The sequence below is a fragment of the Aromatoleum bremense genome (assembly GCF_017894365.1).
In the GTDB taxonomy this organism is placed as follows: domain Bacteria; phylum Pseudomonadota; class Gammaproteobacteria; order Burkholderiales; family Rhodocyclaceae; genus Aromatoleum; species Aromatoleum bremense.
Genome location: NZ_CP059467.1, coordinates 3,369,536 through 3,384,740, shown reverse-complemented (window position 1 = coordinate 3,384,740; position 15,205 = coordinate 3,369,536). Strand labels below are relative to the sequence as shown.

Sequence of the window (15,205 nt, the reverse complement as noted above, 5' to 3'; positions counted from 1 at the left end):
CGGCCGCCTGTGGATAAGCCTGCGCCGTGCCTCGAATCGAGCGTCATCGTGACCGACGCGGTTAGAATCTGAACACCACGCTTCGCGCGCAGACCCCACCGGTCACGTTCGTCGGTGCAGGCGGTCACGTTCGTCGGAATGCGCAGAATTGACGGCCGCCCAGAATGAACTCCGGGAGGCGGAAGCCGATTGTGAGCAGAAGGAGCGCTGGCATCACGAACTGTTTCAACGCGGCTCCAAATTCTCCTCCACCACTGAGGAGAGCAAAGCTTCGTATGCGGTCAGTGCGGCCCGCAACCTGGTCAGTCACATCAAAGGAAATATCGGCCAGTTGCAAAGCCGAATTACCTCACCCCAGCGGATTGCCAAGGCCCCCGAGCAGTTTGCTCAGGCCACGCAAACCCTCGATGAGTTGCTGGCCAGAAAGCGCACGGCCACCGGAGAAATCGAGCGCCTCGACAGCCTGATCGCCAAGGTCAGCAAACGCATCGTGGCCGCCGAAGCCCGCATTGCGACAGAAACCCAATTGGCCACGCAGACGATGCTGGATGCCGAGGAGGAATTCACCGTGCCGGAAGCACTGGCCAAGGCTGAGGCCGAACTGCGCTTGGGCAAAACATCGCTGGCAGACCTGCAAGGGAAACGCGATGGGCTGACCGCCAAGCTGGCGGACCTGCCCAAAGCGATTCGCGAGGCAGAGCAGCGGTTCATTAATTGCCGGGCGGTCATCGCTGAGATCGAGCTCTACGAGCAATTGATGCCGGTGATGAAGCAATTGGCGCGGGCATCGGCCACCCGCCGCCAGAGCCACTACGACCATAAGGAAACCCGGTTCGAGATTGAGATTCCGCGTGACTTGGTGGAATCGGCCCGCAGCGATCTGGAGGACGAAATGCTCCGCGCCTGACCGTGCAAGGGGACGGCGGCGAGTTGAGGCATCGCCGCCAATGGCAGAGGCACCTGACAAGCAGGGTGTTTCTGTCATTCCCGGTGTCCCGTCCTACCCACCAGCACTTCCATCTCAGGAGAGAACAATGGAAATCAAACCCAGCCAATTCGATATGACCAATCCGTTCGCGTCGTTGCAGCAGCGGTTCAATCAGGTTGAGACCGTCCTTCGCCAGATGCCGCCGGCACAACGGGAGCAACTGCTGGCCGAGATGCTGCCGCCCATTCCAATACCTCGGTCTTCGCCACTGATTGAGCCGGCCGTGACGATGGTGACAGTCCAAGTCGCGGAATGGGATGGCGGGCCTCCCATGCAGCAGCCGCAGCCGACCGCCATCTTCCGGCCCCATCGCATTGCCCGCCACATTCCTTGGCAATGGCGGCTGATCGTCGCCGGCATCCGGCTGACGCGAATCATGCGTAAGTCGGCCAGGCTGCAAATGAAGCAGTTCAACAAGTTGCAGCGCCGAATTATTCGACGGGTCCTTCCTCGCCGCAAAGCCATGCGGGGGGCGCCAGCCCGCTGATCCGCTACCGACAGAACGCGAAATGAGGTTACCACCCGGGTTACCGGTTACCACCCCCCGGGTACCACGTCCGTAAGCGGTAACTGACGAGCGTCCTTGCCTACTTCGAGATTTCGAAGAGATCGGATCGCAGCGGGTGGGCCGCGAAGTGCTGCTTCCACAGACGGGGGGTGAGTTGCGCGACGTCGGCAGCGGGGTGTTGGCCGACACGCTGCAGCACATCGACCAGATAGTCGTACGGATCGATGTCGTGCAGCCGGCAGGTGGCGATCAGGCTCTGCGCGATACCGACGTATTTGGCACCGACCTCGGTCCAGCAAAAGAGCCAGTTGCGACGACCCATCGGCACCACGCGCAACGCCCGCTCGAGATGGTTTGTGTCGATCGCCACTTCAGGATCGCGCAGGTACACCTCGAGGGCGGCCCGGCGCTCCCGCACATAAGCCATGGCGGTGGTGAGCGGCGAGCTGGGCAGCAAGCCGTGGGTGTCGAACTGGGCATCGACCCAGGCGAAGAACTCGTGGACCACGGGCTGTGCATGCTCGATCCGGTACGCCCGGCACGCCTCGCCGACGAGCGTGGCCTCGCGGATGCGTTTTTCGACCGCATAGAGCTTGCCGATCATCTCCAGCGCCCGGCCCGCGCGCTCGGGCTCGACCGACTGGGCGTCGAAGAACTTCCTCCTCGAGTGCGCCCAGCATTGCGCGTGCGTGAGCCCGCACTTCTCGGCATAGCGTTCGTAGGCGCCATAGCCATCGGTGAGCAGCACCGCCCCCTCGGGCGGCGGGTCGGTGCCCAGGATCTGCTCGATGTGCTGCGCCTTGCGGCTCTCGCGATAGACGAAACAGATCTCGTCACGTTCGCCATAGACCGGCCAGAAGTAGCCGCCCTTCATCTTGCCGGGGCCCGCACGGCCGGCCTTGATCGGGGTCTCGTCCATCGCCTTGATGCGGCTCGCGCGGATCGAGTCGAGTTGGGCCGTAAAGATCGGTTCGAGCAGCGCGAGCGCCCCGTGGGTGAGCTGCGTGAGCCACGGGCGCGACACCCTGATGCCATTGTCGCCGAGCCGCTGGTGCTGGCGGTAGAGCGGCTGGTGGTAGCAGAACTTGTCCGTGATGAGCCCGGCGACGAAGCTCACATCGGCGCGGCTGCCGCGAATCACCCCCCCGGGTGCCGCCGGGCAGGAAATCGCCTGGGTGTCGAGGCGCTTGATCACCGGGCGCACGTACTTGAGGATCACGTAGCTGCCCGGGCGCTGCGCCAGGCGGTGACTGACCTTTTCGCCGATCACCTCGAACTGGTCGGGGGCGAGCCCCTCGGCCTCGGGGTTGGGCACCTCGATGGTCTCGACCGGCACGCGGGCCTCGTCGAAGAACAGCGCCGATGCGTCGCCCTTGGCGCAGTCGCTGGTGCGGGCCCGGCGGGTGTGGGCGGCAATGTCCTGACCGGGGGGCGGCGGCGAGGATTCGGGCACCGGCAACTCGCCCAGGCTCATCTGATGCGGGTTGGCGTCCACGAGGCGCTTCTCGCTCTTCGCCCCGAAGAGCTGGCGCCGGAACCAGTCGAGCTGGTGGCGCATCGCCTCGCATTCGCCTTTGATGACCTCGAACTGGCGCTGCTGCGCCAGATGCGCGCCCGCCAGTTCGACGACCTGATCGGCCGTCCACCGGGCGGCTTCTTCACGGGTCGGCAGCTGCGTCAAAGGCGTCGGAGGCATGGCGTCATTTTACCAAAAAAGCCAGCATTCATGCGGGTTTGCGGTGACTTGCGGGCAGCGCGAAGCGCTTTTTGAAGCGTGCCGGCTCGATGCCTTCGAGCAACAGCTTCAGCCCCGTCCAGTCCATCTCGCGGCTCGTCGCCCGCGACCAGTCCGACACGAAGCGACCCGACTCGAGCCGCTTGGCCCAGATGCAAAACCCGCTGCGGTCCCAGTACAACACCTTCATCTGGGTCGCGCGCCGGTTGATGAACACGAACAGATGCCCCGACAACGGATCCTGTCCCACGCCGTGGCGCGCCAGCGCATACAAGCCGTCGAAGGATTTGCGCATGTCGACCGGGCGCCCGTACAGATGCACCCGCACCGCGCCTTCGGGAAAGAACATCAGCCGCGCACCAGGTGCAGCACCACGCCGTCACCCAGGTCAAGCTTCAACTCCCAGCGCGAAGCGCCGCCCGAACCCAGCACTCCCAGATCGACGAACGCCTCTTGCCGAGCCGGCCCCACCGCGACGGCCTTGCCGCACACCGGCCCGACGATCGCACGCCAGCGCTGAAAGCTCGAGACGCTGATCGACTCGCGCGCGCAGAATGCCGCCACGCTCAGCCCGCTCGAACCGTGGCGGGCGAACACCTCCTGCCACTCCTCTCGGCTGCGCCGGCGCCATTTGCGCTTGAGCACCCCTGCCATGAACGATCCCTCCATTGTTGAACCTGGAGGCAATTGTCCACGTCGATCACGTGCCCTGGAATAACGCCGGTCAGTTACCGCTTACCCACGTCCATCCCTTGATTTGAAAAGTCATCTCTCATGAAAACTACTGACCACCCCGATTACCAATGGATACCCATCGCTGGCGACCTGACGCAAATGGAACGCACCGTCAGGTCCTGGTTCGATAGTGGCCAGCCGCTTTTTTGGCGCCCGATCTTTGACCCGGAAAACTTTCCTGCCGCCCTGCCCGAGATGTTTCTAACGCCAGACCCATTTGGCGGCGCCTGCTGGTTGATCTCGCGGCCGGAAAGCCTGCTCAGCCTGCCGAGTGGCATCAAGGGCTGGCTCATGCCCTGCGATGCCGAGGACACCGATATTGCCTGTGGCCGCTGGGAAAACAGCATCACCTTCATGGCGATCAATGACCGCTGGACGGGCGTCCGGGTCACCTACCAGACGGATCAAGACTAAACATCAGCCCCGGCATTGAGCGCTTTATGACTTGGCTTCTGCCCAGGAAGAAGCGTTCATGCAACTTCCTCACCGACCGGAGATTCCCGATGACAAAACCTCCTACCATTGCCGCCCAATTGGCGGCGCTGCCCACGATGCCGATGAAGGACTTGTGGGCGCTGTGGGACGTCCATTTTCCGCGACGTCCTGGCACCTGGAACCGCGATTACGTTACGTCCCGTGTCGCCTACAAGATTCAGGAGGCCGCCCACGGCGGCGTCGATCCCGATATCCGGCGGCGGCTAGTGCGCCTCGGTGAATCGCAGTCGGTGTTCGGCAAGCGGCGCGCGGAAGTGCATCTGATGCCGGGTACCGTGCTTCTGCGCGAGTACGAATCCAACGAATATCGTGTCACGGTCACGCCGATGGGACTCTACGATCTGAACGGCAAGGTGTTCAAGAGTCTGTCGGCGGTGGCGCGGCACATCACCGGCGTTAACTGGTCGGGGCCTGCGTTCTTCGGCGTCAAACCGAAGGAGGGGAAGAAATGAACGCTCCCGTTACCCGCAAGCGCTGTGCCGTTTACTGCCGCGTCTCGACCGACGAACGTCTCGACCAATCCTTCAATTCCATCGACGCACAACGCGAGGCAGGACAGGCCTTCATCGCCAGCCAACGGACTGAAGGATGGATTCCCGTCGTCGATGATTATGATGATGGCGGTTTCTCTGGCGGCAATATGGACCGGCCTGCGCTGAAGCGTTTGCTTGCCGATATTGATGCCGGAAAGGTCGACATCGTCGTCGTATACAAGATTGATCGACTGACCCGCAATCTGACTGACTTCTCGAAGATGGTGGATTTGTTCGATCAGCGCGGCGTCAGTTTCAGTGCCGTCACCCAGCAGATCAATTCGGCAACATCAATGGGGCGGCTGATGCTCAACATCCTCCTGTCCTTCGCCCAGTTCGAACGCGAGGTCACTGGGGAGCGTATTCGGGACAAGATTGCGGCCAGCAAGGCGAAGGGGATGTGGATGGGCGGCACACCGCCACTGGGCTATGACGTCAACCAACGGCAGTTGGTGATCAATGAGGCGGAGGCCGAGATCGTGCGAGGTATCTGGCAGCGTTTCGTGGAGTTGCGGTCGACCACGGAATTGGCGCGAGAACTCAACCGCAAAGGAATTACGACCAAAGCGTGGACCACCGTCGATGGCACGTTCAGACCTGGCCGGCCGATCACCAAGCAGAATCTTTACAAGACCCTGCGCAATCCTTTGTACCTCGGCATGATCAGCCACAAGGGTAAAACCTTCCCTGGCCAGCACGAGCCCATCCTCGATCAGGCGCTCTGGGATCAGGCGCAAGCCATCCTGGCCGTCGAGGCCGGCTTGCGTGCCTCACAGACGATGACCCGCCACGACAACGAATCGATATTGCGTGGCCTGCTGTTCGCGCCCAACGGCGACCGGATGCTGCCCACCGCGACCAAGAAGAAAACTGGCAAGCGCTACCGCTACTACCTGCCGTACTCGGACAAGAAACTCGGGCGCGGCACCAACCCCTTCGGCATCGTGCCGGCCGGGCAGATTGAGGCCTTGGTGCTGGAGCAGGTCAAATCCGCATTGCAGTCGCCGGAGATGATTCAGTCCGTATGGGACGAGGTCCAGAAACTGGATGCTACCGCGCAGGAACCGTTCGTCGTGCTGGCCATGCGCAATCTGTCGGCGGTCTGGAATGAATTGTTTCCAGAGGAGCGCTGCCGGCTGGTGCGCCTGCTGATTACCAAAGTGCAGTTACGGGACGATGGCATCGACATCGAATGGCATCCGACTGGTTGGTCGGCGCTGATGAAGGAACTGGCACCGAACAGCATCGGCGCCGAACTGCGTGAAAGAGAAATGGAGGCAATGGCATGAGAGGACTACAGCAGACCGGACTGGCGCAATCGAACTCGTTGAAACTGGAGGATGGCATCAAACTGACCACCTTTATTCCGGTGCGCTTCGTCAGGCACAAGGCACGAAAGGTGGTGGTCGAACCAACGACGCCAGGACGCATGGCGACGCCAATGCATCCCGGGCAGGCGTTCTCGGTCGATGAAAATCTGATGAGTGCCTTGGCCCGGGCGTTTTTCTGGCAGGCGCTCATCGACTCCGGTCGGGTGAAGAACATGACTGAACTGGCCAAGGCCGAGAAGGTCGGTCATGCCAGGATGCAGAAGATGCTCAAGTTGGGGCGTTTGGCGCCAGACTTGGTCGAGGACATTGCCCGTGGCCGGCAGCCAGTCGGACTGTCGCTACAATTCTTCGTCGAGAACTCACTACCGGATGACTGGAGCGCGCAGCGGCAGGTGATTGGTGCGCTGGCAAAGCGTTTGTAATCCGTTTGGTAGGCGCAATGTGGTGAAAACCACCGCCCGGAAACCCGCATGGTTACGGGGTCTTGGCCCAAGACCGGGCTAGGCATAAACAGAGAAAAGAGAGAGATTCGGGCGGGGAGAGGGGCGAAATCGTCGCCCTCCAGCGATCAACGAAGTTCGCATTACCCATGAAACCCCGCCAGTACTGGGCCTTGGCGGGTACAAAAAAGCCCGGAGCATGTCCGGGCTATGATGTTTTGGTGGACCGAAAGGGGATCGAACCCTCGACCTCTGCATTGCGAACGCAGCGCTCTCCCAGCTGAGCTATCGGCCCTCAAGAGCGGCGGATTATAGCGGTGCTGTTTTCATTTTGAAAGGGATTTTTCAGGTTTCGTCTGCGTCGCCGGAGCCGGCCGCGGCGCGGCCGAGGCGGTCGTTGACCGCTTGCCAGTCATCGGTTGGGGGCAGGGTTTCGACGACGATGAAATCGGCGCCGCAGGCGTCGAGGTCGCGCAGGTTCGCGTAGAGCGCGTGCGCATAGCTGGCAGCGTCGATCGGCGCGGCGCGCCAGATCAGGCGCGCATCCTGCGGGTCGTCGCAGCGGCGCGCGAGAACGGCGACGCGGCTTCCTTCGGCGGCGAGCGTTGCCGCGAGTTCGACGAGGTTCGCGGCGGGTGCGACCTGCAGCGGCGTGCGCGGTGCGTAATGCGCCGAGAGCGAGCCCGACACGCGGGGCTCGCCCCCGTCAGTGCCGCCATCGCTGTCGGTCGTGGGGCTGGCCTCGTCGGCCGCCGTCGCGCGGGACCGGGGATGGCGGCCGATGACGCGGGCGATATCTTCGGCGGCGATCGCGCCGGGGCGCAGGATCTCCGGTACGTCGCGCGACAGGTCGAGGATCGTGGATTCGATGCCGATTGCACACGGGCCGCCGTCGAGGATCAGCGCGACCTTGTCGCCGAGCTCCTGGCGCACGTGCGCAGCGGTCGTCGGGCTGATGCGCCCGAAGCGGTTGGCGGACGGCGCGGCGATGCCGGAATCGAAAGTCTGCAGCAGTGCGAGCGCGACCGGGTGGTCCGGCACGCGCAGGCCGACCGTGTCCTGGCCGCCGGTGACGGCATCGGGCACGCCATGCTGACGCTTCAGGATCAGTGTCAGCGGCCCGGGCCAGAATGCGCGGGCGAGCGCGAAGGCGTCGTCCGGAATCTCGCGCGCCCAGCGCGCCAGATGACCGGCGTCGGGCAGGTGGACGATCAGCGGGTGGTCGGCGGGGCGGCCTTTCGCGGCGAAGATCCTGCCGACCGCGGCAACATTGAGCGCATCGGCGGCGAGCCCGTAGACCGTCTCGGTCGGCATCCCGATGAGTTCGCCCGCGCGCAGCAACTCGGCGGCGCGGCGGATCTCGTCGTCCGGGACCGCTGGAGCGACGTCAGCGCTCCTCATCGCGTATGCCGATCGCCGTGCGCGCCTGCAGCGCCACGGCCAGCGCTTTTTCGGCGCCGTCGCCGATCACGGTGAAATGCCCCATTTTTCGTCCTGCGCGCGCGTGATGCTTCGCGTACAGGTGCAGTCGGAGATTGGGCACCGCGTGGAGCACGGACCAATCCGGCTCGCGGTACGTGCCGCCCGCATGCGCGCCGTCGTACCAGAGCTCACCGAGCAGATTCACCATCACCGCGGCGCTGTGCGCGCGCGGCTCGCCGAGCGGCAGCCCGCACAGCGCCCTCACCTGCTGTTCGTACTGGCTGGTGACGCAGGCATCGATCGTGTGATGGCCGCTGTTGTGCGGGCGCGGCGCCATCTCGTTCACGTAAAGTGCGCCGCGGCAGACGAAAAACTCGACGCCGAGCGTGCCGACATAGCCGAGCTTCCCGGCGATTTGTCCGGCGACCTCGCGGGCTTGCGCGATGAGTGCCGGGGCGACCCCGGCCGGCGCGATGGTGATGTCGAGAATGCCGTGGCGGTGGCGGTTTTCGGACGGGTCGAAAGAGCGCACATTGCCCGCCTCGTCGCGCGCGAGGACGACCGACAATTCGCAGTCGAGGTCCAGCATCTTCTCGAGCACGCAGGCTTCGCCGCCGAACTGGTGGAACGCGTGCAAGGCTTCATCACGGTTCGCGACACGCGCTTGCCCCTTGCCGTCGTAGCCGAAGCGCGCGATCTTGAGGACAGCGGGGAACAGGCTGGTACCAGCATCGCGGACCTCGGCCTCGCTGCGGACGACTGCGAACGGGCCGTGCGGCAGGCTGTTGTCGGCGAGAAAAGTCTTCTCTGCAATGCGATTCTGGCACACCGCCACGGCGCTCGCGGAAGGGTGCACCGGAAGAAATTTGGCGAGGTAATCGAGCGTCGCGGCCGGGACGTTTTCGAACTCGGTCGTCACCCCGGCACAGGCCGCGGCGAGTTCGTCGAGTGCGGCGTAGTCATCGTAAGCCGTGACGAGGTGGCGGTCGGCGATCAGACCGGCCGGGCTGTGCGGGTCCGGATCGAGCACCCACACGTGGTAACCCATTTCGTGGGCGGCAGAAACGAAGAAGCGGCCGAGTTGGCCGCCACCGAGCATGCCGAGGGTTGCGGGGGGGAGGATCATCGCGCCCTCCGCCGGGCCGTCCCAAGAAGGGCGTTCGCCCCCCCGGGGGGGCGGAGCGGGGAATTCGCGGAGCACTGCTCCGCTCCCGCGGAACGGGCCGGCTGTGCAAAGCCGGCCCTGCGCGCAAATGCTATCGCCGCAAGCGTGGGGGCTGTCATACCTGGTCCAGGGTCATGTCGAGCACCGCCTGCGTCTGGCGGGCGCGGAACGCAGCGAGTTTTTCGGCGAGCGCGGCGTCCTCGTTGGCGAGCAGCGCGACCGCGAAAAGCGCCGCATTTGCCGCACCGGCTTCACCGATCGCGAAAGTCGCGACCGGGATGCCCTTCGGCATCTGCACGATCGACAGCAGCGAATCCTGCCCAGACAACGCCTTCGACTGCACCGGCACGCCGAGCACGGGCAGCGTCGTCTTCGCCGCGACCATGCCGGGCAGGTGTGCCGCGCCGCCTGCGCCGGCGATGATCGCCTTGAGGCCGCGTTCGCGCGCGCTGTCGGCATAGACGAACATCAGGTCGGGCGTGCGGTGGGCGGACACCACGCGGGCCTCGTACGGCACGTCGAATTCGGCGAGCATCTTCGCCGCCGCCTGCATCGTCGGCCAGTCGGAACTCGAGCCCATGATGATCCCGACGAGGGGTTTGTCGCTCATCGTCTCAACCTTTGCTGCGCGCGACGCGCTCGGCCGACTCGACGGTGTTCGCGAGCAGCATCGTGATCGTCATCGGGCCGACGCCGCCCGGCACCGGCGTGATCAGCGACGCGACCTCCTTTGCCGACTCGAAGTCGACGTCGCCGCACAGCTTGCCGGCATCCGGGCCTTCGGTCAGCCGGTTGATGCCGACGTCGATGACGACGGCGCCCGGCTTGATCATGTCGCCGGTGACGAAGCGCGGCTTGCCGATCGCGGCGACGAGGATGTCGGCGCGGCGGGTGTGGAACGCCAGGTCGCGCGTCTTCGAGTGGGTGACGGTGACGGTCGCGCCGGCGTTGGTCAGCAGCATCGCCATCGGCTTGCCGACGATGTTCGAGCGGCCGATGACGACTGCCTCGGCGCCCTGCACCGGCACGTCCCCGGCTTCGAGCATCTTCATGACGCCGTGCGGTGTGCAGGGCAGGAACGCTTCCTGGCCCTGCGACAGGCGGCCGACGTTCTCGGCGTGGAAACCGTCGACGTCCTTTTCGACGCGGATCGCCTCGAGGACTTCGGCTTCATTGAACTGCTTCGGCAACGGCAGCTGCACGAGGATGCCATGCACGGCCGGGTCGGCGTTGAGGTCGGCGATCTTCGCCATGACTTCGGCAGCATCGACATCGGCGGCGAAATCGAAGCGCAGCGAACGGATGCCCGCTTTCTCGCACGCGGCAACCTTGTTGCGGACATACACTGCCGACGCGGGATTCGCGCCGACCAGGAGCACCGCGAGACACGGCTGCACGCCCCGGGCGGCAAGCGCAGCGGCGCGCTCGGCGAGTTCGCCGCGGACGCGTGCGGAAAGGGCGTTGCCGTCAAGAATGCGAGCGGTCATCGTCGTTATCCCAAAAACCGGCGATTTTATCGCACGATCAGGGGCTTGTGCGCGTGCGACGCTCACGCGGCGAGCGTTTCTCCCGCTACCGCCCGCCGGCCGGCCTCGAACGCCTCGCGATTGACGTCGACGAGCTTCGGTTTGCGGCTGCCGAAGCGCGCCAGCACCGCGTCGCGCAACACTTCCGCCGGGAACGGCAGCCAGTCCGAACTCGCACCGAGCATCACGGTATTGCCGAGCCGGATGTTGCCGAGCTGCACCGCGAGCGCCGTCGCGTCGAAGTCGTGCACCCGCAGGCCGAGTTCGCACATCTGCGCGACCGGTTGCTCGGGATAGTCGAACAGCCCGATATTGACGACCGGCGGCACGATGCGTCCGCTGTTGACGAGCGCCACCCCGCCGGGGCGCAGCATGTGACCCCAGCGCAGCGCTTCGGCCGACTCGAAGCCGATCAGCATGTCGGCCTCGCCGGGAAGAATCTGCGGCGACAGCACTTCGGGGCCGAAGCGCAGGTGCGACGTGACGACGCCGCCGCGCTGGCTCATGCCGGCGACTTCGGTTTTCTTGACGTCGAAACCGAGCGAGATCGCCGCTTCGGCGAGGATTTCGGTCGCCGTCATGACGCCCTGCCCGCCGACGCCGCACACGAGAATGTTGGTGACTTTCGACATGTCGCTCATTTCCTGACGAACTGCATCGGCTGCAGCGGTTGCACGGGCTCGGCGTGGATGATCGCCTCGGGCGCGCACGGCTGCACGCATAGACCGCAGCCGGTGCAGGCCGAGGTGTCGATGCGCACGAACGACAGGTCGACTTCCTTGCCGGACGCCTTGACCTCCTTGTCGCGACGGATCACGTGGATCGCCGGGCAGCCGACATCGACGCAATTGCCGCAGCCGGTGCAGCGATCCTCCTTCACCAGGTACGGCTTCGTCGGCACGTAATGGTCGATCAGCACGCACGGGCGATCGGTGATGATGACCGACGGCTCCTCGATCTTCGTCTCTTCGCGCAGCGCCTTGAACAGCACCGGCAGCTGGTAGGGATCGAGGACGCGGATGCGCTCCTTCTTCACGCCGAGCGCCTCGCACAGCTTGGCGAAATCGACGCGCGTGGTTTCCTCGCCGTGGAGGTCGCGCCCGCTGCCGGGGTTGTCCTGCCCGCCGGTCATGCCGACGGCGCGGTTGTCGAGCAGCAGCACCGTGACGTTGCCGCGGTTCCACGTGATGTCGAGCAGGCCCTGCATGCCCATGTGCATGAAGGTCGAGTCGCCGATCACTGCGACGACCTTCTTGTTCGCGTCGACCTTGCCGCGGCCCTTGTCCATGCCGAGCGCGGTGCCCATCGACGCACCCATCGAGATGCAGGAATCGAGCGCGTTCCACGGATGGCCGGCGCCGAGCGTGTAGCAGCCGATGTCGCCGGCGATCATCACGTTGCGCATCTGCGACAGCGTGTAATAGACGCCGAGATGCGGACACGCGACGCACATCGTCGGCGGACGCGGGAACACTTGCTGCGGCACGACGTGCTCGGGCTCGGCGACGACTTCGCCGCGCAACCGGGCGACGCCGAGGTGCAGCGCGTCGGGCGCGAGTTCGCCGGTACGCGGCAGCACATCCTTGCCGTGGCATGCGATGCCGGCGGCCTTGAGCTCGGTTTCGAGCAGCGGCTCGGTCTCCTCGACGACCAGCAGGCTATCAACGGTGGCGGCGAATTCTCGCAGGCTTTCAATCGGCGGCGGACAGGAGAGACCCAGCTTGAACACCGGCGCGTCGGGGAAAGCCTCGCGCACGTGCATGAACGCCGGGCCGGACGTGACGAAGCCGATGCGCCGGTCGCTGCCGTCGACGCGGAAGTTCAACGGTGAATTCTCGGCCTCCGCGCGCACCGCGGCTTCACGTTCGAACATCAGCGGCAGACGCGGCTTCGCGTTGCCCGGCACCATCACCCAGCGGCGCGGGTCCTTCGTGAAGCCACCGGGCTCGACCGCCTCGCGCTCGCCGGCGACGACGACACCCTTGACGTGGCAGATGCGCGTGGTCAGGCGCAGGATCACCGGCGTGCGGAAGCGCTCGGACAGCGCGAACGCCGCACGCGTCATCGCATAGGCCTCCTGCGAGTCGGCCGGCTCGAGCACCGGCAGATGCGCGAAGCGTCCCCAGTAGCGCGAGTCCTGCTCGTTCTGCGACGACGACATGCCGACGTCGTCGGCGACGGCGATCACGAGCCCGCCCTCGGTGCCGGTCACGGTCATCGTCATCAGCGCGTCGGACGCCACATTCAGGCCGACGTGCTTCATCGCGCAGAACGCGCGCGCGCCGACCATCGACGCACCGAGCGCGACTTCGAGCGCGACCTTCTCATTGACCGACCATTCGGTGTACAGGTCGGGGTACTTCGCCAGCACCTCGAGAATTTCGGTCGACGGGGTGCCGGGATAGGCGGCCGCAACACGCGTGCCGGCCTCCCACACTGCACGCGCCACCGCTTCGTTACCGGACAGGAAAAGCCGGGCCGCTGCCGGCACGGGCTGGGACGCAGACATCGGATCGACCCCGGGGATTGTGGAGCGCAAAGCTTACCGATCGGTCGACTTTACTCCGTTGATCCAGATCAAGCGGCGCAACGTTGCCGCGGCCGGACACGAAAAACTCAGCCGATGCGGAATCCGGTCGTCAGCTGCTCCAGCGCTTCGGCGCTGTGCCTGAGTCGCGCCGTCGACTCGTTGCTGCCGCGGATCTCGGCGCTGCTGCGCTCGGCGACCTCGGCGACTTCCTGCATGTTCGTCGCGACGCTGTTGCTCGCCGACGACAACTCCTTCATCGATGACACCACTTCCTCCAGGCGCACCAGCGTGTCCCGTGCACCCTCGCGAATCTCGTGCAGCGCGTCAGCGGCCTGTTTGGACAGGCGCGCGCCCGAATCAACCTTCGATACGATCTGCTCGATGCTGGCAACCGCACTTTCGGTTTCCGCCTGCACCGAGACGATGACCTGCGAGATCTGCGTCGTCGCTGCGCCGGTGCGCTCGGCGAGCTTGCGCACCTCGTCGGCGACGACCGCGAAGCCGCGTCCCTGTTCGCCGGCCCGCGCGGCCTCGATCGCGGCGTTCAGGGCGAGCAGGTTCGTCTGGTCGGAAATCTCGCGGATCACGTTGGCGATCTTGCCGATTTCACCGGAGCGGTCGCGCAGCACCTGGATCTGCGCCGCAGCGCTGGTGACGGTGGCGGAGATCTGGGCGATGCCATCCGACGCGTCGCGCGCAAGCCCTTCGCCGCGCAGCGCGACTTCCACCGTGCGCTGCGAGTTGCCGCACACCTCTTCGGCGTTCTCCGACACATGCGCGATGCTCACCGCCATCTGCTCGATCGCCGCCGCAGTGCCGCCCGCGACTTCCGACTGGCGCATCGACGCTTCGTGGATCGAGCGCCCGGTGTCGGCCGCTTCGCGCACCGCCGCCGTCACGTCGCGGGCGTTGTCGCGCACCCGCCGGATCACCTCGGCAAGGCGCGACTGCATCTGCTCCATCGCATACGTGATGCTGCGCGTATCGCCCGCCGCGACCTTGACGTGCGAAGTCAGGTCGCGCTCGGCGATCTGCCCGGCCACCTGCTGCAGGTCCGACGGCTCGCCGCCGAGCTGGCGCAGGATTCCGCGCCCGATGCGCCACGACAGCAGGATCACCAGCAGCGCCGCAAGGGCGCCAAGGGCGAAGGTGTAGCGCGTGTGCTGCCAGAAGGTCTCATCGACATCGTTGACATACACGCCGCTGCCAATCATCCAGCCCCACGGCGCGAACCCCTGCACGTAGGTGACCTTCGGCTGCGGATCGCTCCTGCCCGCCTTCTGCCATACGTAGTCGACGTAACCGGCGCCGGATTTTTTCACGACTTCGACGAACTCGACGGACATGCGCTTTCCGTTCGGATCGGCAAACTCCCGCTGGTCCATGCCATCGAGCTCGGGCTTGACCGGATGCATCAGCATGCGCGGATGCATGTCGAGGATGATGAAATACTCCCCGTCGCCGTAACGCATGTTCTTCACGACGGCCATCGCCGCGGCCTGTGCCTCGTCGCGGGTCATCTCGCCGGCAAGCTCGCGCCGCTGGAAATGCTCGAGCACGCCGTGCGCCGACTCGACCGCGTGCCGGGTGCTGCTCTTGCGTTCGTCGAGCATCACCTGGCCAAGAGAGCTGAGCGACTGCCACATGACCACGGCGAACAGCCCGAACGCGATCAGGACGATGAGACGCAGGCGAGTGCCCACTTTCAGACGAAAAAAACTTGGCACGAAACACCCCGGGGGAAATATTGAAGCGGAAACCGATGGGGTTCTTATCGGACTGGCGCAGCGAAACTTT

General features: G+C 65.1%; 16 protein-coding genes and 1 tRNA gene. 6 read left to right on the top strand and 11 right to left on the bottom strand.

What is annotated here, in order from left to right; translation table 11 throughout:
- Positions 1 to 148: 148 nt before the first annotated feature.
- Entirely contained in the window at positions 149 to 907 is a 759-nt protein-coding gene (locus pbN1_RS15835) for a hypothetical protein (RefSeq protein WP_169204276.1), read from the top strand.
- 127 nt (positions 908 to 1,034) lie between these two features.
- Positions 1,035 to 1,475: a hypothetical protein gene (locus pbN1_RS15830; protein ID WP_169204277.1), complete on the top strand. Its 441-nt coding sequence runs from the start codon at positions 1,035 to 1,037 to the stop codon at positions 1,473 to 1,475.
- Between the two features lie 100 nt (positions 1,476 to 1,575).
- Here pbN1_RS15830 and pbN1_RS15825 read toward each other — a convergent pair whose 3' ends face one another.
- The 3 genes from pbN1_RS15825 to tnpA are packed head-to-tail and all read right to left on the bottom strand — an operon-like array spanning position 1,576 to position 3,885.
- On the bottom strand, positions 1,576 to 3,192 hold the full coding sequence (locus tag pbN1_RS15825; RefSeq protein ID WP_169204297.1) for an IS66-like element ISAzo19 family transposase: 1,617 nt from the start codon (positions 3,190 to 3,192) through the stop codon (positions 1,576 to 1,578).
- Between the two features lie 28 nt (positions 3,193 to 3,220).
- On the bottom strand, positions 3,221 to 3,580 hold the full coding sequence (gene tnpB / locus pbN1_RS15820) for an IS66 family insertion sequence element accessory protein TnpB (RefSeq protein WP_011236213.1): 360 nt from the start codon (positions 3,578 to 3,580) through the stop codon (positions 3,221 to 3,223).
- A complete protein-coding gene (gene tnpA, locus pbN1_RS15815) occupies positions 3,580 to 3,885 on the bottom strand; it encodes an IS66 family insertion sequence element accessory protein TnpA (RefSeq protein ID WP_169204298.1) in 306 nt (101 codons plus the stop codon). The genes tnpB and tnpA overlap by 1 nt, the downstream gene beginning before the upstream one ends.
- A gap of 120 nt (positions 3,886 to 4,005) precedes the next feature.
- On the opposite strand from tnpA, the gene pbN1_RS15810 reads away from it, so the two are divergent.
- The 4 genes from pbN1_RS15810 (at position 4,006) to pbN1_RS15795 (ending at position 6,747) form a co-directional block, all read left to right on the top strand.
- The gene (locus pbN1_RS15810) at positions 4,006 to 4,380 is read left to right on the top strand and encodes a hypothetical protein (protein ID WP_169203922.1); all 375 of its coding nucleotides are present in this window, start codon (positions 4,006 to 4,008) and stop codon (positions 4,378 to 4,380) included.
- Between the two features lie 89 nt (positions 4,381 to 4,469).
- On the top strand, positions 4,470 to 4,913 hold the full coding sequence (locus tag pbN1_RS15805) for a DUF2924 domain-containing protein (RefSeq protein WP_169203923.1): 444 nt from the start codon (positions 4,470 to 4,472) through the stop codon (positions 4,911 to 4,913).
- Entirely contained in the window at positions 4,910 to 6,283 is a 1,374-nt protein-coding gene (locus tag pbN1_RS15800; protein WP_169203924.1) for a recombinase family protein, read from the top strand. The genes pbN1_RS15805 and pbN1_RS15800 overlap by 4 nt, the downstream gene beginning before the upstream one ends.
- Positions 6,280 to 6,747, top strand: a complete 468-nt coding sequence (locus tag pbN1_RS15795; RefSeq protein WP_169203925.1) for a hypothetical protein — start codon at positions 6,280 to 6,282, stop codon at positions 6,745 to 6,747. Before pbN1_RS15800 ends, pbN1_RS15795 begins: the two co-directional genes overlap by 4 nt.
- Before the next feature lie 237 nt (positions 6,748 to 6,984).
- On the opposite strand, the gene pbN1_RS15790 is transcribed toward pbN1_RS15795, so the two are convergent.
- From pbN1_RS15790 to pbN1_RS15755, 8 genes are all read right to left on the bottom strand, one after another.
- Positions 6,985 to 7,060, bottom strand: a tRNA-Ala gene (locus pbN1_RS15790).
- A gap of 50 nt (positions 7,061 to 7,110) precedes the next feature.
- Positions 7,111 to 8,166, bottom strand: coding sequence for an L-threonylcarbamoyladenylate synthase (locus tag pbN1_RS15785; protein WP_169203926.1), 1,056 nt, complete (start codon positions 8,164 to 8,166; stop codon positions 7,111 to 7,113).
- Positions 8,153 to 9,313 (bottom strand): 5-(carboxyamino)imidazole ribonucleotide synthase, encoded by a 1,161-nt coding sequence (locus pbN1_RS15780; protein ID WP_169203927.1) that lies wholly within the window; start codon positions 9,311 to 9,313, stop codon positions 8,153 to 8,155. Before pbN1_RS15780 ends, pbN1_RS15785 begins: the two co-directional genes overlap by 14 nt.
- A gap of 154 nt (positions 9,314 to 9,467) precedes the next feature.
- The gene (purE, locus tag pbN1_RS15775) at positions 9,468 to 9,962 is read right to left on the bottom strand and encodes a 5-(carboxyamino)imidazole ribonucleotide mutase (RefSeq protein WP_169203928.1); all 495 of its coding nucleotides are present in this window, start codon (positions 9,960 to 9,962) and stop codon (positions 9,468 to 9,470) included.
- Positions 9,963 to 9,966: 4 nt separating this feature from the next.
- On the bottom strand, positions 9,967 to 10,839 hold the full coding sequence (gene folD / locus pbN1_RS15770; RefSeq protein WP_169203929.1) for a bifunctional methylenetetrahydrofolate dehydrogenase/methenyltetrahydrofolate cyclohydrolase FolD: 873 nt from the start codon (positions 10,837 to 10,839) through the stop codon (positions 9,967 to 9,969).
- A gap of 62 nt (positions 10,840 to 10,901) precedes the next feature.
- Positions 10,902 to 11,510 (bottom strand): indolepyruvate oxidoreductase subunit beta, encoded by a 609-nt coding sequence (locus pbN1_RS15765; protein WP_169203930.1) that lies wholly within the window; start codon positions 11,508 to 11,510, stop codon positions 10,902 to 10,904.
- Between the two features lie 5 nt (positions 11,511 to 11,515).
- Positions 11,516 to 13,387, bottom strand: a complete 1,872-nt coding sequence (locus tag pbN1_RS15760; protein WP_169203931.1) for a thiamine pyrophosphate-dependent enzyme — start codon at positions 13,385 to 13,387, stop codon at positions 11,516 to 11,518.
- 107 nt (positions 13,388 to 13,494) lie between these two features.
- Positions 13,495 to 15,135, bottom strand: a complete 1,641-nt coding sequence (locus tag pbN1_RS15755; RefSeq protein WP_244856981.1) for a methyl-accepting chemotaxis protein — start codon at positions 15,133 to 15,135, stop codon at positions 13,495 to 13,497.
- Positions 15,136 to 15,205: the final 70 nt, after the last annotated feature.

Bases quoted from the DNA above. Each gene is read 5' to 3' on its own strand.
- folD (WP_169203929.1), bottom strand. From the start codon at position 10,839: ATGACCGCTCGCATTCTTGACGGCAACGCCCTTTCCGCACGCGTCCGC.
- pbN1_RS15830 (WP_169204277.1), top strand. From the start codon at position 1,035: ATGGAAATCAAACCCAGCCAATTCGATATGACCAATCCGTTCGCGTCG.
- pbN1_RS15795 (WP_169203925.1), top strand. From the start codon at position 6,280: ATGAGAGGACTACAGCAGACCGGACTGGCGCAATCGAACTCGTTGAAA.
- purE (WP_169203928.1), bottom strand. From the start codon at position 9,962: ATGAGCGACAAACCCCTCGTCGGGATCATCATGGGCTCGAGTTCCGAC.
- pbN1_RS15765 (WP_169203930.1), bottom strand. From the start codon at position 11,510: ATGTCGAAAGTCACCAACATTCTCGTGTGCGGCGTCGGCGGGCAGGGC.
- tnpA (WP_169204298.1), bottom strand. From the start codon at position 3,885: ATGGCAGGGGTGCTCAAGCGCAAATGGCGCCGGCGCAGCCGAGAGGAG.
- pbN1_RS15785 (WP_169203926.1), bottom strand. From the start codon at position 8,166: ATGAGGAGCGCTGACGTCGCTCCAGCGGTCCCGGACGACGAGATCCGC.
- pbN1_RS15780 (WP_169203927.1), bottom strand. From the start codon at position 9,313: ATGATCCTCCCCCCCGCAACCCTCGGCATGCTCGGTGGCGGCCAACTC.
- tnpB (WP_011236213.1), bottom strand. From the start codon at position 3,580: ATGTTCTTTCCCGAAGGCGCGGTGCGGGTGCATCTGTACGGGCGCCCG.
- pbN1_RS15825 (WP_169204297.1), bottom strand. From the start codon at position 3,192: ATGCCTCCGACGCCTTTGACGCAGCTGCCGACCCGTGAAGAAGCCGCC.
- pbN1_RS15810 (WP_169203922.1), top strand. From the start codon at position 4,006: ATGAAAACTACTGACCACCCCGATTACCAATGGATACCCATCGCTGGC.
- pbN1_RS15760 (WP_169203931.1), bottom strand. From the start codon at position 13,387: ATGTCTGCGTCCCAGCCCGTGCCGGCAGCGGCCCGGCTTTTCCTGTCC.
- pbN1_RS15800 (WP_169203924.1), top strand. From the start codon at position 4,910: ATGAACGCTCCCGTTACCCGCAAGCGCTGTGCCGTTTACTGCCGCGTC.
- pbN1_RS15805 (WP_169203923.1), top strand. From the start codon at position 4,470: ATGACAAAACCTCCTACCATTGCCGCCCAATTGGCGGCGCTGCCCACG.